We start from the raw sequence: 12,838 nt of genomic DNA, 5'->3' as shown, positions 1-12,838 counted from the left end.
TATCATGCTGGAACCAGGGGCGGCTGGTGGAGCTGAGGGGAATCGAACCCCTGACCTCTGCAGTGCGATTGCAGCGCTCTCCCATCTGAGCTACAGCCCCGCCGCCTGTCCCCGGGTGGCCCCGGGAGGCGCTCCATTAGCGGCGCTTTTTCCCCAATGCAACCGGCTTGAAACAAGCGCGGCAAAACGCTTCGCCGGCGCGGCGAACTGCACTGAAAAGCGGGGCTTTTTCCGGAACCATTGCCGGCGCTCGCCCGCTGAATCCACGCCGGCCAAGCCCCCGAAGACCGGCAGTGGAGAAGATTCCCATGAGCGACCGTTACTCCGATCCCCGCTATTTCGGCCCCGAAGACCAATATCAGGTGAGCGGCGCCCGCCGCGCCGGCGGCGAACATTATTCGAGCGCCCGCGAATATGCCGCGGCCGGCGAGCTCGGCCGAACGCGCGGTCATCGCGGCTATGGCCCCGGCGGCCCCGGCGGATATGGCAACGAATATCGCGGCGGCTGGGATCGCGGCGCCCGCGACCAGCGCGGCTGGGACGAGCCCCGTGCCTATCGCGGCCAGGATCCGGACCGCGGCTTCTTCGATCGCGCTGGCGACGAGGTCCGCTCCTGGTTCGGCGACCAGGAGGCCGAGCGCCGCCGCGAGGCGGACCTGCGCTACGATGCCCGCCAGGCGCGCTGGTCCTACGGCCCCGACGATCACTATGGCGGCTGGCGCCGCCAGCGCATCGCCGAACTCGACAGCGACTATGACGAATATCGCCGCGAGAACGCCCAGCGCTTCGAGAACGAGTTCAACAACTGGCGCACCGATCGCCAGGGCCAGCGCGACGGCCTGCGCCGGGTCGCCGAGCATATGGAAGTGGTCGGCTCGGACGGCAGCCATGTCGGCAAGGTCGACAAGGTGCGCGGCGATCGCATCGTCCTCACCCGGAACGACAGCGAGGCCGGCGGCCATCATCATTCGATCCCGTCGCGCTGGATCCACTCGGTCGACGACAAGGTGACGCTGCGCAAGACCGCCGACGAAGCGCATGCGGCCTGGCGGGACGAGGAACGCGCGGGCGCGCTGTTCGGCGAACGCGACGACCAGGACTGGCATCGCGACCGGAACCTCAACCGGAGCTTCTCCGGCACCTATTGATCCCCAGATTGGGAAAGTGAGCAGAACTGGGCCCGGGAAAACCTCCCGGGCCCTTCTTTCTCCGGCGCCGGCTCAGCCGGCCAGGCCGCCCCCCCCCCCCGGCTCAGCCGGCCAGGCCGATCCCCGGCTCAGCCGGCCAGGAACGCCGCCAGTGCCGTGCGGAATGCCTCGGGCTGGTCGAGCATGATGAAATGCCCGCTATCGGCCACGCCCTTCACGCTCACCTTGGGCGCGCCGGCATATTCACGCTTGTAGAGATCGAGCATCGGCGCCTCGCCGCCGCGCGCCGCCAGCCAGGGCACCAGCACGGTGATCGGCGTGGCGATGTCCTTCAAGCCGGGGCGCAGATCGGTCTGGAGATCCTCGAACATGGTCTGGGCGGAAACCCGCATGTCCGCCTTGGCCACCCAGGCCGCGACCTGCGCCTGCGATTCGGGCTTGGCCGCGTTCTGCCGCGCGATCGCCTGGCCCACCGCGTCGGGCAGCGGCTTGCCATGGAGGCCGGCCATCTGGGCACGCATCGCCTCGGCCTGGGGCTTGACCGATTCGACCGTCGAGCCCGGGAAGAAGGCCGAGCCGACGAACGGCATCGCGTCGACGATCAGCGCCTTGCCGACATCGCCGGGATGCGCCTTGGCCAGCATCAGCGTCAGCAGCCCGCCCATCGAATGGCCCACCACCGCGGCCCCCGCGATCCTGCGCTCCGCGACCAACTTGTGCAGCTCGGCGACCATGGCGGGGAGCAGTCCCTCGCCCAGATTGGCGCCCGGCGCGTCGCCGCCGAAGCCGTTGACCTGGACGAGATACACGGTGTGCGTCTTCGCCAGCTCGGGCGCCACGCCGTCCCACACCGCGCGCGGGCTCGACAGGCCGGGGATCAGGATCACCGGGCTGCCCTTGCCGATCACCTGCACCGAGAGATGGTCCATCTGGATCAGCTCGGCCGCTGCCGGCGCAGTCGCGGCATGCGCCGCGGGGACATGGAGAATGGCGGGGATGCTGGCAGTGGCAAGCAGGGCGAAGGCGATGCGCTTGATCATGACGGTCAATCCTTGCGGTTGGGGTTGGTGAAGATCTCTTCGATGGTCAAGCCGAACACGTCGGCGATCTTGAAGGCGAGCGGGAGCGAGGGGTCGTAGCGGCCGGTCTCGATCGCATTGACGCTCTGGCGCGAGACCTCGAGCCGCTCGGCCAGGTCCTGCTGGCTCCAGGCGCGCTCGGCCCGCAGCACGCGGAGGCGATTGATCATTCGCCGCCTCCGCGCATCGCCGCGAGCTTGTTGAAGCAACGGCCCACGCCCAGCCCGGCGAACCACAGGATCGCCGCATAATAGGCATAGACGTGCGGCACGAGTCCGAAATTCTCGAGAAAGCCCCAGGCCGTCGCGATGCTCAACGCGAAACCGGTGGCGACCAGCGCCTGGCGCGTCACCTGCACGCGCAGATATTCGTCCTGCTCCTCGACGAGATAGCGCCCGAGGACGAAGAACACGCCGATCACCGGCAGCGCGGGCAGCACGCCGGCGACATAGCCCAGCGGCCCGTGCAGCGGGCTGTTCCGCGCATGCATGACCACGCCGATCAGGATCAGCACATAGCTCATCATCAGCAGGATCACCGATTTCGTGTAGCGCCGCTGCGCCCGATTGCCGGCCATGATTGGCTTCCTTTGCAGTTTGTAAAGGTAGCTTTACCCAGCGAGTCGCGTAATGTCAACCATGCTTTCCATATGGGAAAGCCTGCAGGACTAGATGCTAATCGTGCTTTCCAGTCGACGTTTCGACATCGAGGTGCCAGCCCTCGAACTCGCGGATCATCGGCCTGCCGCACCCCTCGCACCAGGAACGGAAGGCGGTGCCGTCATTCCATGCACGGCTACGGCTGCGGTGATGTTTGCCGACAAGGCAATAGATTGGCTGCAGCAAGCGCATGTGCCGCCTCCCCGGAATCTCACGGGAATGGTGGCATTTCTACGCAAAAAGTCCATGTTTTTGCGCAAGTCTGCGAAAATATTACCGGTTTTTAATCCCCGAGCCGCGCCAGCATCTCCGCGGCGAGATGGCTGAGCGTGTCGTCGCGCGCGCCCATCACCACGATGCGATCGCCGGCGCGCGCCGCGGCGACGAGATGCGCCGCCGCGGCCGCGCGATCGGGAATGTGGAGCGCGTGGCGCCCGGTCGCCGCGACATCGGCGACGATGTCGGCGCTGGTCACCTCGCGGCTGGTGGTGCCGCCCTGGTAGACCGGGTCGGGCAGCACCAGCAGGTCCTCGCCGCCCAGCTTCTCGGCGAACATCGCGACGAGTTCGGCGCGCATCACCTTGAGCGGGCCATAGCCGTGCGGCTGGAACAGCAGGAGCAGCCTGCCCTCAAAGGCGTGCAGCGTGTCCAGTGTCGCGGCGATCTTGTCGGGATTGTGCCCGAAATCGTCGATCACGGCGATCCCGCCCGCCTCGCCGACCAGCTCGAAGCGCCGCTTGAGGCCCTGAAAGCCCTGGATCGCCTGGGCCGCCTCCGCCACGGCGATCCCCGCCGCCGACGCCGCGCCGATCGCCGCCAGCGCGTTGGAGACATTGTGCCGGCCGGGCACCTGCAGCGTCACCGGGATCGACGCCTCGCCCTCGCGCGCCAGCTCGAAGGTGATGCCGTAGCGCTGCTCGCGCAGGTTGATCGCGACCAGATCCGCCGGCGCGCCGATCGCGAAGGTGAGCAGCCGCGCGCGCGGCATCGTCGCCGCCAGCAGCGCGCCCTCGCCATTGTCGAGGTTGATCACCGCCTTGCCCGCCCGCGCGATGAACGCGCCGAACAGCTCGATCAGCTTGTCCATCGGCAAGTGATCCAGGCTGACATTGTTGAGCACCGCCACGCCCGGCCGATAGAGCGCGATCGAACCGTCGCTCTCGTCGACCTCGCTCACATAGGCCCCGCCCCCGCCGACCAGCGCGCTGGCGAAGGGCGCGTCGGGCGTGACGAAGTTCTTCATCACCGCGCCGTTCATCACCGTGGGATCACGGCCCAGCGCATGGAGGATCCAGCCGATCATGCCGGTGACGGTGGACTTGCCGCTGGTGCCCGCCACGCCGATCGAGAGCGGCGCGGCGTTGAACAGCCGGGCGTTGAGCTCCGCCCGCGTCATCCGCGCATTGCCCAGTTCGGCGGCGCGGCGCGCATCGGGCACGGTCTCCTCGATCGCGGCGGAGGCGACGACGATCTGCTCGGCCGAGCCGATCCCGCTGCCGTCCTGCGGGAACAGGGCGATGCCGCTGCGCGCCAGGAAATCGAACTTCGCGGGCAGCCGTGCCTGGTCGAGGCTGCGGTCCGACCCCGCCACCCTGGCGCCCTGTCCGGCCAGGATCATCGCCAGGGGCATCATGCCCGACCCGCCAATGCCCACGAAGAAGTAAGGTTTGCGATGCTCCATGGCCTCGCGCTATCGGCAATTCGAAGCGAAGGGGCAAGGCATGCGCATCGGAGTCGTCGCACCAGCAAGACCGGTCAGCCGCGAGGGATCGCTGCGCATGGCCGCGTTCATGGCGCTGACCTATCCGGGGCACGAGATCGTGTTCCATCCGCAATGCTATCTGCAGGCCGGCCATTTCGCCGGCACCGACGCGCAGCGCGCCGCCGCCTTTCTCGAATTCGCCAATGATCCGGCGTTCGACGCGATCTGGTTCGCGCGCGGCGGTTATGGCTCCAACCGCATTCTCGAAGCGGTGATGCCGAAGCTCGGACCAGCGGCGCACCACAAGACCTATGTCGGCTTCTCGGACATGGGGTTCCTGCTCGGCGCGCTCTATGCCCGGCGGATCGGCCGGGTGGCGCATGGCGCAATGGCCTCCAGCCTGGGCATGAACGATACCGGCGAGGGCGCCGGCTGGGTGCTCGGCTGGCTGATCGACGGCGACCGGCGCGGCTTCGAGCCGGGCCTTGCCGACGGGCGCCCCGCCGCCGCGTTCAATCTCGCCATCCTGGCCGCGCTGATCGGCACCAAATATCTGCCCGACCTTACCGATCACGTGCTCTATATCGAGGAAGTCGACGAGCCGCTCTACCGGATCGACCGGATGCTGTTCCAGATGGCGCACGCCACCCAGCTCAAGGGCATCGCCGGCGTGCGGCTGGGCGCGGTCACCGCAGTCAAGGACAATGGCGAGGCCGACGGCAATTACAGCTTCGGCGAGACGATCGACGAGATGATCCTGCGCTGGTGCGGGGAAATGGGCGTCCCCTATCTCGGCCGCGCCGAGATCGGCCATGTCGAGCTGAACCGGGTCGTGCCGTTCGGACTGGTGTAGGGGGCTGCGGCGCAATCGGCGAGCACGGTCATCCCCCCGCTACTCACTCTGCCCTCCCCGCTTTCCCGCTCTTCCCCGCCTTCCCGTCATCCCCGCCTTGCGCCGGGATCCCGCTGCTTCTTGCGCCGTCGAGATAGCGCGCGCCCGGCTCAAGACCGGGTGACGAAGCAAGAATATGAGTCCCCCAACCTAGCCCCGCTTGCGCGCCCATAGATGGAACATGCCCGCGAAGAGATGCGGGAAATCCGCCTCCAGCCGGTCCCACAGCATCAGGTCATGCCGGTCCGCCGCCGTTCCGAAACGCGCGGCGAAGCGCGTCTGCGCCTCGGGCGGAGCGTCGAGCAGCAGCAGCTCGAAGCCCGCCGCCGCGAGCATCGCCCCGATCGCGGGCAGGCGATAGCGATGCTCGCGGACATGGAAACACAAGTCGCGGCAACCGCTCAGCGTGTAGAAATCGTCGCTCTCGCGCAGGCGCGCCAGCGGCCGCTCGTGCGGCAGGGAAAGCACATGCGCGCGAAAGGCCCGGATTCCCGCCGCGCTCGCGTCCCAGCCATGCTCGGCGATCGCGCGGCGCGCCTCGGCCACCCGGGCCCGCGCCCGCTCGCTGTAGAGCGCGACGCGCAACACGCCGCCCGGCACGAGCGCATCCGCAAGCGCGGCCAGCCCCTGCTCGGGCCGCTCCATGTGGTGGAGCACTCCGGTGCAGCTCACCATGGCGAAACGCTCGCCGAGCCCGGCCATGTCGAGGATGTCGCCCCGGACGAAGCGCACATTCTCCACGCCCAGCACGCCGGCCATGCGCTGGCCATGGGCCAGGCTCGCGGCACTCAGGTCGAGCGCGGTGATCGACAGCGACGGGTCCATCCGCGCCAGGTCGATCGGCTCGAACCCGGTGCCGCAACCCGCGACCAGCACGGCGAGCGGCTCGGCCTGCGGGGCACCCAGCGCGGCGAGATGCCCGGCCACCGCGGCATGCGGCCGCGCCGGCGGCACGCGCCAGCGGGGATAGGGATTGGCTTCATACTGGGCGCGCACCGCCCGCGAGATCGCGTCTCCGGGAACGCCGAGCGACGGCATCGCTTCGGCCAGTGTCCGCTCCTCGGCGATCTCGGCGACGGCGGCGGGAGGAACGCCCAGCGCTTCCCCGCCCCAGGCATATTCGCTCGCAAAGGCCTGTATCGCCAAGGCCGCGCGCAACCCGTCCGGCAGCACCTGCCCGGCGAGCCAGGCCAGCCGCGCCTCCATCGCCGGATCGACATTGATGCAGCGGGTCAGGAACGCGGCCCACAACGGGTCCTCCGCCACCACCGGCTCGGGATATTTGACCAGCAGCATGCGTGCCGCCGTCCGCGCCAGCATTTGCGGATCGACCGAGCCGGCGCACAGGCAGGTTGCCAGGTCCGCTTCGAGCTGCGGCGGCCAGCCGGTGAGCGACAGCCGGGCGAGGAGATCGGCATAGGCCGGCGCCACGCCTTCGATGTCCAGCGCGAGCGCACGGCTCAGCATCGGCAAGGCCTGGCCATATTGGCCCTGCCGCGCCGCCTCCGCCGCCATGCCCAGCAGTTGCGCGGCTTCAGGATGCAATGCGGCCCACCCGCACCAGCGTCCCGTCCGGGTCGCTCACTGCGAACTCATAGCAGCCCCAGGGCTTGAGGCTCGGCCCTTCCTTCTCGATGATCAGCTCGCGCACGCGCTCCGCCACCCCGTCGACATCGTCGGTGTAGAGATAGATGCCGAACGGATTGTGCCCGGGCACCAGCCAGCCGAGCACTGCCTTGTTGAGATGCAGATGCCAGCCCCTGCCGTCCTCGAGGATCTTGTAGTCACCATAGTCGCTCACGAGCCGGAAGCCGAGCCGTTCGTAAAAGGCCAGGCTCGCGCCAAGGTCGTTGCAGGGCAGAATGGTGGCGACGCGGTGGTCTTCGGACATCTGACTATTTCCCGGCAAGGGCGCGGAGCCCCATCTAGCGCGAACGCCGTCCTTGCCCTATAGCCATCCATATGCAGCGTAAGCGTGCCTTTGCCACGACTACTACCGTCCCGGTTTACCGGGAAGGGTTCGGCGCGCGCATCTTCCGCTAACGCTTGTCGAGCACCTCACCCGGACGGGTGAGGTCGCGCCTTCCTCCCTCGTTCGGCCAGTCACGGGGCGCCCGAGGGACGACGATGCGATATTATCTGGACAGCGAATTCAACGGCAATGGCGGGCAATTGCTCAGCATTGCCCTGGTGCGCGCCGACGGCGCGGAATTCTACGAAGTGCTGCACGCGCACGAATTGATCGTGCCTTGGGTGAAGGCAAATGTGATGCCCGTCCTGGAGCGGCAGCCGATCGACCGTGCCACGGTGGTGAAGAAGCTGCAGAAATTCCTGCGCAAGGATCCCGGCCCGCACAGCTTCATCGCGGACTGGCCCGAGGATATCGCGCATTTCTGCAGGCTGCTGGTGCGCAATCATGGCAAGCGCAACGATCCGCTACGCTTCCGCTGCCTGTTGCTCGACCTGCCGGGGTTCGACACCGCGCATGCCAGCGCCGCACCCCATAACGCCCTGTCGGATGCCCGGAGCCTGCGCGATCATGTAGAGGCCGGCCTTGCGCCTGGCGGCGAGGGCCTGTCGCCCGAGGACCTCGCCTTGTTGCACGGCAGCTGAGCAGCTCGATCCGACCTTGCCTATATCATGCCCGGGCGGGCATAAGCCGCCCGCCTCGATTTCAACCCTGCAAGTGAAAGCCCATCATGTCCGAGATGTTCCGCATAACGCTGCCCGACGGTTCCGTCCGCGAGGTAGCCCCGGGGACTACCCCGGCGGACATCGCCGCCGCGATCGGCCCGGGCCTGGCCAAGGCGGCGCTCGCCGCGCGCGTCGATGGCGAGCTGCGCGACATCGGCCGCCCGTTCGAGGGCGACGCCCAGCTGGCGCTCGTCACGGCGAAGGACGAGAAGGACGCGCTCGAGCTCGCCCGCCACGATTATGCGCATATCCTTGCCGAGGCGGTGCAGAACCTGTTCCCCGGCACGCAGATCACCTTCGGCCCGGCGACCGACGACGGCTTCTATTACGACTTCGCGCCCAAGGATCGCCCCTTCACCGAGGAGGACCTGCCCGCGATCGAGGCCGAGATGCGCAGGATCATCGCCGCCGACGCGCCGCTGATCCGCGAGGTCTGGTCACGCCAGCAGCTCATCGACCGCTGGACGAAGCAGGGCGAGACTTTCAAGGCCGAATGGGCACAGGAGCTGCCCGAAGGCGAGGAACTGACGGTGTACCGGGCCGGCAAGGACGAGGACGCCTGGCTCGACATGTGCCGCGGCCCGCACCTCGCCTCCACCGGCAAGGTCGATCCCAATGCGTTCAAGCTGACGCGCGTCTCGGGTGCCTATTGGCGCGGCGACCAGAAGAACGCGATGCTCTCGCGCATCTACGGCACGGGCTGGCTCAACAAGAAGCAGCTCGACGAGCACATGATGCGCCTGGAGGAAGCCGCCAAGCGCGACCATCGCAAGCTCGGCCAGGAGATGGACCTGTTCCACCTCCAGCAGGAAGCGCATGGCTCGGTATTCTGGCACCCGCACGGCTTCACCATCTGGCGGGCGCTCGAAGCCTATATGCGCCGGGCGATCGACGGTGCCGGCTATAACGAAGTGAAGACGCCGCAGGTGATGGACGCGCGCCAATGGGAGCAGTCCGGCCATTGGGGCAAGTATCGCGAGAACATGTTCGTCATCCCGGACGAGGTGCCGAACGTCGACGACGAGGGCCCGATCGTCTCCGATGCCGCCGACTGGATGGCGCTCAAGCCGATGAACTGCCCGGCGCACGTGCTGATCTTCCGCCAGGGCATCAAATCGTATCGCGAGCTGCCGATCCGGCTCTACGAAAACGGCTGCTGCCACCGCAACGAGCCGCATGGCGCGCTGCACGGGCTGATGCGCGTCCGCCAGTTCACCCAGGACGACGCGCACATCTTCTGCCGCGAGGACCAGATCGTCGAGGAGGTGCAGGCATTCTGCCGCCTCGCCGACCGCATCTATCGCGACTTCGGCTTCAAATACTCGATCAAGCTCGCGCTGCGCCCGGACAAGCGCTTCGGCACCGAGGAGATGTGGGACAAGGCCGAGGCGGAGCTGCGCGACGCCGTGGTGCGCGCTGGCCTGGCGACCGAGGAATATGGCTGGGAAGAGCTGCCCGGCGAAGGCGCCTTCTATGCGCCGAAGCTCGAATGGCACCTGACCGACGCGATCGGCCGCACCTGGCAGGTCGGCACGATCCAGTCGGACCGGGTCCTGCCCGAGCGCCTCGACGCGTCCTATGTCGGCGAGGATGGCGAGCGCCACCGCCCGGTGATGCTCCACCGCGCGATCTTCGGTTCGTACGAGCGTTTCATCGGCATCCTGATCGAGCATTTCGCCGGCAAGCTGCCGCCCTGGCTGGCCCCCACCCAGGCAGTGGTGGCGACGATCGTCTCGGACGCCGACGACTATGCACACGACGTGACCCGGAAGCTCCAGGCGGCCGGCATCCGCGTCGTGAGCGACCTGCGCAACGAGAAGATCAACTACAAGGTGCGCGAGCATTCGGTCGCCAAGGTCCCGAACCTGCTGGTGGTCGGCAAGCGCGAGGCCGAGGAAGGCACGGTGGCGCTGCGCGTGCTGGGCAGCCAGGGCCAGCAGATGCTGAGCCTGGACGAAGTGGTGGCGAAGCTGGTGGCCGAGGCGACTCCGCCCGACCTCGGATGAACCCGGCCGGCACCCGGCGAGCCAATTGGGTCCTGTTCGCCGCGGCCGTCACCGGTGCACTGGCGGCTGCGTTCATCCTGTTCGGCTTCCTGGCGCTCGGCGAATGCCTGCCGCGCGACGGCGGTGCCGCGATGCAGGCATGCGACGCCGCGAAGCAGCGCGAGTTCTGGCTCTATCCCGCGCTCGTGATCGTGTCGCTCGCGGCCACGGCGAGGCTTCATGCGGCCCGGCCGGTCCAGGGGCTGGCATTGGCAGCCGTCAGCCCGCTTCTCGGCATGATCCTGCTCGTGTCGATCGAAAGGCTGGTCGCCGGATGAACCCGGCCACGCTCGCGATCTACGCGGCCGCCGCACTGGCGGAGATAGCGGGCTGCTTCGCCTTCTGGGGCGTGCTGCGGCTGGACAAGCCGGCCTGGTGGCTCATCCCCGGCGGCGCCTCGCTCGCCCTGTTCGCCTGGCTGCTCACCCTGAGCAGCGCGGACGCGGCCGGGCGCGCCTATGCCGCCTATGGCGGGATCTACATCCTGGCCTCGCTCGGCTGGCTGGTGCTGGTCGAGCGGGTGCCGCCCACCCGCTGGGACCTGGCCGGCGCGGCGCTGGCGGTGCTCGGCTGCATGGTCATCCTGTGGGGGCGCCGCTGATGGCCCATATCCGCCTCGGCACCGCAGCGGACGTGCCGCGCGCGCTGGCGATCTGGCGCGCCGCGGTGGACGCGACGCACGGCTTCCTCTCGCCCGAGCATCGCGCCGAGATCGACACGATCGTCGCCGAGCAGTTCCTGCCCGTCGCCCCGCTCTGGCTGGTCGAGGACGATACCGGCAGGGTGCAGGGCTTCCTCGCCATGGACGGCGCGATGATCGACGCGCTGTTCGTCGATCCCGCCGCCCATGGCCGCGGTTTCGGCACCGCGCTGGTCGATCATGCGCTCGCGCTCTCGCCGGACGCGCTGGTCGATGCCAACGAGCAGGCGGACAATGCCCTGCCCTTCTATCTCGCCCGGGGTTTCGAAGTGATCGGCCGTTCGGAGAGCGATCCGCATGGCCGGCCCTATCCGATCATCCATCTGCGCCATGCCGGGGCGCCGGCCTGACCAGGCACAGGCGCACGGGGACCTGCGCCCCGAGCAGCAGGCCCCGCGCGCGCAGCCAGGCGAGCGGCGCCGGTTCGTGCCACTCGAAGTTCGCCTCACGCAGCACCTGCCCGCCCGTGCACGGCACCTTGCCGAGCGTGAGCCGATCGCGGCGCGGCGCCTCCTCCGCCAGCGGCAGGGCGCCGGCGCCGGGGACCAGCGCGAAGGTCCGCCGCGTCCATTCGTCGGTGGCGAGGCTTCCCGGCGGTGCCGCCGCGATCCAGGCCGAGGCGGCAACCCGCGCCGATGCGAGGTCGGGTTGGTCATAGGCCATCAGCAGCGCGCGGCCGGCGAGCAGGGCGAAGAGCGCCGCGACGATCAGCCGGCCGCCGTCGCGCCAGGCCCGCGCCCCGAGCACGCCCAGCGTCGCCGCCGCCGCCGCATAGGCGAAGGGAAACATGCGCGGCTTGGGATCGACCGCCAGCCCATAGGTGAGCAGCACGAAATGGAGCAGCGCCGCGGCCGCGATCAGGCGCAGCCACCGGTCGTGCCGCCAGACCCCGGCCCGCGCCACCGCGAGCGCCAGCGCGCCGCACAGCGTCAGCCCGCATAGCGGATCGGCGAGCAGGTTGAGCAGCGGGTCCACCGTCCAATGGACATGGATGCCCATGCTGCGCCGCCAGTTGCGGATGAAGTCGAGGTTGAGCAGCGGGCTGCGGCTGGTGTCCACGCCCGCCGCCAGTTCGGTGGTGGGGATGCGGCCATGGTGGAGCGACAGTTTCCAGCCATATAGCGGGTCGCCGGTCGCCATCGCATAGCCAAGTGCCTCGCTGCCGAGCAGCGCCGCGGCCGCAGCAGCGAAGGGCAACGCGAGCCGCCGCCGGTCCGGCGCCAGCATCAGCCAGCCCAGGCCGAGCAGCGGCAGCAGCGCCAGGCTGCTCATCCGCGTCATCACGGCCAGCGCCAGCATCGCGCCCGCCACCGCCGCCCAGCGCGCTTCGTTCCGCTCGAGCGCGATCTGGATCGCGAGCAGGCAGGCCATGGTCCAGGCGAACTCCGGCTGGTCGACCAGCGGCTGGAGCGCGTTGAGCGGGAACAGCGGCGTCAGTGCCAGCGCCGAGCCCGCCAGTGTCGCCGCCGCGGCGCCGAAGCGGCGCTCGACATTGCCGACGAACAACAGCAGCCCCGCCATGGTGTAGAGCAGCGGCACCAGCCCCACCGTCCAGGGCCGCTCGCCGAACAAGGCCAGCACGGCGCCCATCGGCGCCACCAGCGGAAATCGCGCCGCCCAATGCGTGTCGGGAAGACAGACGCCGTGTCGGGCCGCGCACTGCGCCGCTTCGAGATAATACCAGTCGTCGCCGCCCCCGCCGACATAGAAGCGTGGAAACAACAGCACGACCCCGAGCAGCAGCACGAGCGGCGGCGCCCAGGCGGGCATGCGCCACCCGGTTCCGCTCGAATCGATCGCGGCGATGCGCGCCATGTTCTGCCCTTTCGGCCGTCTTCATGGCCCGGCCGGTCCTAAGTCATCGCTAAAACCGGGCTTGCGGGCGGCGGCTTTACACCCGATATCTGCGGTTACCGGGC

At 68.8% G+C, this 12,838-nt stretch carries 15 protein-coding genes and 1 tRNA gene; 7 read left to right on the top strand and 9 right to left on the bottom strand.

Annotated features, from left to right (window positions below; translation table 11 throughout):
- Positions 1 to 24 precede the first annotated feature (24 nt).
- Positions 25 to 100: transfer RNA gene (locus ACIQCS_RS00455), tRNA-Ala, on the bottom strand.
- A gap of 208 nt (positions 101 to 308) precedes the next feature.
- Between ACIQCS_RS00455 and ACIQCS_RS00450 the strand changes: the two genes are divergently transcribed.
- Entirely contained in the window at positions 309 to 1,148 is an 840-nt protein-coding gene (locus ACIQCS_RS00450) for a DUF2171 domain-containing protein (protein ID WP_345850378.1), read from the top strand.
- Positions 1,149 to 1,276: 128 nt separating this feature from the next.
- On the opposite strand, the gene ACIQCS_RS00445 is transcribed toward ACIQCS_RS00450, so the two are convergent.
- The 5 genes from ACIQCS_RS00445 to ACIQCS_RS00425 form a co-directional block, all read right to left on the bottom strand.
- Positions 1,277 to 2,188 carry an alpha/beta hydrolase gene (locus tag ACIQCS_RS00445; protein ID WP_345850377.1) on the bottom strand — a complete coding sequence of 304 codons (912 nt, stop codon included), beginning with the start codon at positions 2,186 to 2,188 and terminating at the stop codon, positions 1,277 to 1,279.
- 5 nt (positions 2,189 to 2,193) lie between these two features.
- Complete coding sequence (locus ACIQCS_RS00440) at positions 2,194 to 2,397, bottom strand: helix-turn-helix transcriptional regulator (RefSeq protein ID WP_280279355.1); 204 nt, start codon at positions 2,395 to 2,397, stop codon at positions 2,194 to 2,196.
- Entirely contained in the window at positions 2,394 to 2,804 is a 411-nt protein-coding gene (locus ACIQCS_RS00435) for a hypothetical protein (RefSeq protein WP_345850375.1), read from the bottom strand. Before ACIQCS_RS00435 ends, ACIQCS_RS00440 begins: the two co-directional genes overlap by 4 nt.
- 97 nt (positions 2,805 to 2,901) lie before the next feature.
- Positions 2,902 to 3,078, bottom strand: coding sequence for a hypothetical protein (locus tag ACIQCS_RS00430; protein ID WP_345850374.1), 177 nt, complete (start codon positions 3,076 to 3,078; stop codon positions 2,902 to 2,904).
- Between the two features lie 91 nt (positions 3,079 to 3,169).
- Positions 3,170 to 4,567, bottom strand: a complete 1,398-nt coding sequence (locus ACIQCS_RS00425) for a glutamate ligase domain-containing protein (protein WP_345850373.1) — start codon at positions 4,565 to 4,567, stop codon at positions 3,170 to 3,172.
- A 40-nt stretch (positions 4,568 to 4,607) separates the two neighbouring features.
- On the opposite strand from ACIQCS_RS00425, the gene ACIQCS_RS00420 reads away from it, so the two are divergent.
- Positions 4,608 to 5,441, top strand: coding sequence for an LD-carboxypeptidase (locus ACIQCS_RS00420; protein ID WP_280279358.1), 834 nt, complete (start codon positions 4,608 to 4,610; stop codon positions 5,439 to 5,441).
- A 189-nt stretch (positions 5,442 to 5,630) separates the two neighbouring features.
- Here ACIQCS_RS00420 and ACIQCS_RS00415 read toward each other — a convergent pair whose 3' ends face one another.
- Entirely contained in the window at positions 5,631 to 7,025 is a 1,395-nt protein-coding gene (locus tag ACIQCS_RS00415; RefSeq protein ID WP_345850372.1) for a class I SAM-dependent methyltransferase, read from the bottom strand.
- Positions 7,015 to 7,371, bottom strand: a complete 357-nt coding sequence (locus tag ACIQCS_RS00410) for a VOC family protein (RefSeq protein ID WP_280279360.1) — start codon at positions 7,369 to 7,371, stop codon at positions 7,015 to 7,017. The genes ACIQCS_RS00415 and ACIQCS_RS00410 overlap by 11 nt, the downstream gene beginning before the upstream one ends.
- A gap of 236 nt (positions 7,372 to 7,607) precedes the next feature.
- Here ACIQCS_RS00410 and ACIQCS_RS00405 point away from each other — a divergent pair, with 236 nt between their 5' ends.
- The 5 genes from ACIQCS_RS00405 (at position 7,608) to ACIQCS_RS00385 (ending at position 11,269) form a co-directional block, all read left to right on the top strand.
- A complete protein-coding gene (locus ACIQCS_RS00405) occupies positions 7,608 to 8,093 on the top strand; it encodes a hypothetical protein (RefSeq protein WP_345850371.1) in 486 nt (161 codons plus the stop codon).
- An 86-nt stretch (positions 8,094 to 8,179) separates the two neighbouring features.
- Positions 8,180 to 10,180 carry a threonine--tRNA ligase gene (gene thrS, locus ACIQCS_RS00400; protein ID WP_345850370.1) on the top strand — a complete coding sequence of 667 codons (2,001 nt, stop codon included), beginning with the start codon at positions 8,180 to 8,182 and terminating at the stop codon, positions 10,178 to 10,180.
- Complete coding sequence (locus tag ACIQCS_RS00395; protein WP_345850369.1) at positions 10,177 to 10,497, top strand: hypothetical protein; 321 nt, start codon at positions 10,177 to 10,179, stop codon at positions 10,495 to 10,497. Before thrS ends, ACIQCS_RS00395 begins: the two co-directional genes overlap by 4 nt.
- Positions 10,494 to 10,820, top strand: coding sequence for a YnfA family protein (locus ACIQCS_RS00390; protein ID WP_345850368.1), 327 nt, complete (start codon positions 10,494 to 10,496; stop codon positions 10,818 to 10,820). The genes ACIQCS_RS00395 and ACIQCS_RS00390 overlap by 4 nt, the downstream gene beginning before the upstream one ends.
- Positions 10,820 to 11,269: an acetyltransferase gene (locus ACIQCS_RS00385; RefSeq protein ID WP_345850366.1), complete on the top strand. Its 450-nt coding sequence runs from the start codon at positions 10,820 to 10,822 to the stop codon at positions 11,267 to 11,269. Before ACIQCS_RS00390 ends, ACIQCS_RS00385 begins: the two co-directional genes overlap by 1 nt.
- On the opposite strand, the gene ACIQCS_RS00380 is transcribed toward ACIQCS_RS00385, so the two are convergent.
- On the bottom strand, positions 11,235 to 12,734 hold the full coding sequence (locus ACIQCS_RS00380; protein ID WP_345850365.1) for a glycosyltransferase family 39 protein: 1,500 nt from the start codon (positions 12,732 to 12,734) through the stop codon (positions 11,235 to 11,237). The genes ACIQCS_RS00385 and ACIQCS_RS00380 overlap by 35 nt on opposite strands.
- Positions 12,735 to 12,838 lie beyond the last annotated feature (104 nt).

Source organism: Sphingomonas sp. NPDC092440 (genome assembly GCF_044754985.1).
Classification (GTDB): Bacteria; Pseudomonadota; Alphaproteobacteria; order Sphingomonadales; family Sphingomonadaceae; genus Sphingomonas.
The sequence above is the reverse complement of the archived record's forward strand: the minus strand, read 5'-3'. Positions and strand labels throughout refer to the sequence as shown.

Excerpts from the sequence above, each read along its gene's own strand:
- ACIQCS_RS00430 (WP_345850374.1), bottom strand. The coding sequence starts at position 3,078 with ATGCGCTTGCTGCAGCCAATCTATTGCCTTGTCGGCAAACATCACCGC.
- ACIQCS_RS00435 (WP_345850375.1), bottom strand. The coding sequence starts at position 2,804 with ATGGCCGGCAATCGGGCGCAGCGGCGCTACACGAAATCGGTGATCCTG.
- ACIQCS_RS00405 (WP_345850371.1), top strand. The coding sequence starts at position 7,608 with ATGCGATATTATCTGGACAGCGAATTCAACGGCAATGGCGGGCAATTG.
- ACIQCS_RS00390 (WP_345850368.1), top strand. The coding sequence starts at position 10,494 with ATGAACCCGGCCACGCTCGCGATCTACGCGGCCGCCGCACTGGCGGAG.
- ACIQCS_RS00385 (WP_345850366.1), top strand. The coding sequence starts at position 10,820 with ATGGCCCATATCCGCCTCGGCACCGCAGCGGACGTGCCGCGCGCGCTG.
- ACIQCS_RS00440 (WP_280279355.1), bottom strand. The coding sequence starts at position 2,397 with ATGATCAATCGCCTCCGCGTGCTGCGGGCCGAGCGCGCCTGGAGCCAG.
- ACIQCS_RS00380 (WP_345850365.1), bottom strand. The coding sequence starts at position 12,734 with ATGGCGCGCATCGCCGCGATCGATTCGAGCGGAACCGGGTGGCGCATG.
- ACIQCS_RS00425 (WP_345850373.1), bottom strand. The coding sequence starts at position 4,567 with ATGGAGCATCGCAAACCTTACTTCTTCGTGGGCATTGGCGGGTCGGGC.
- ACIQCS_RS00410 (WP_280279360.1), bottom strand. The coding sequence starts at position 7,371 with ATGTCCGAAGACCACCGCGTCGCCACCATTCTGCCCTGCAACGACCTT.
- ACIQCS_RS00420 (WP_280279358.1), top strand. The coding sequence starts at position 4,608 with ATGCGCATCGGAGTCGTCGCACCAGCAAGACCGGTCAGCCGCGAGGGA.
- ACIQCS_RS00450 (WP_345850378.1), top strand. The coding sequence starts at position 309 with ATGAGCGACCGTTACTCCGATCCCCGCTATTTCGGCCCCGAAGACCAA.
- thrS (WP_345850370.1), top strand. The coding sequence starts at position 8,180 with ATGTCCGAGATGTTCCGCATAACGCTGCCCGACGGTTCCGTCCGCGAG.
- ACIQCS_RS00445 (WP_345850377.1), bottom strand. The coding sequence starts at position 2,188 with ATGATCAAGCGCATCGCCTTCGCCCTGCTTGCCACTGCCAGCATCCCC.
- ACIQCS_RS00395 (WP_345850369.1), top strand. The coding sequence starts at position 10,177 with ATGAACCCGGCCGGCACCCGGCGAGCCAATTGGGTCCTGTTCGCCGCG.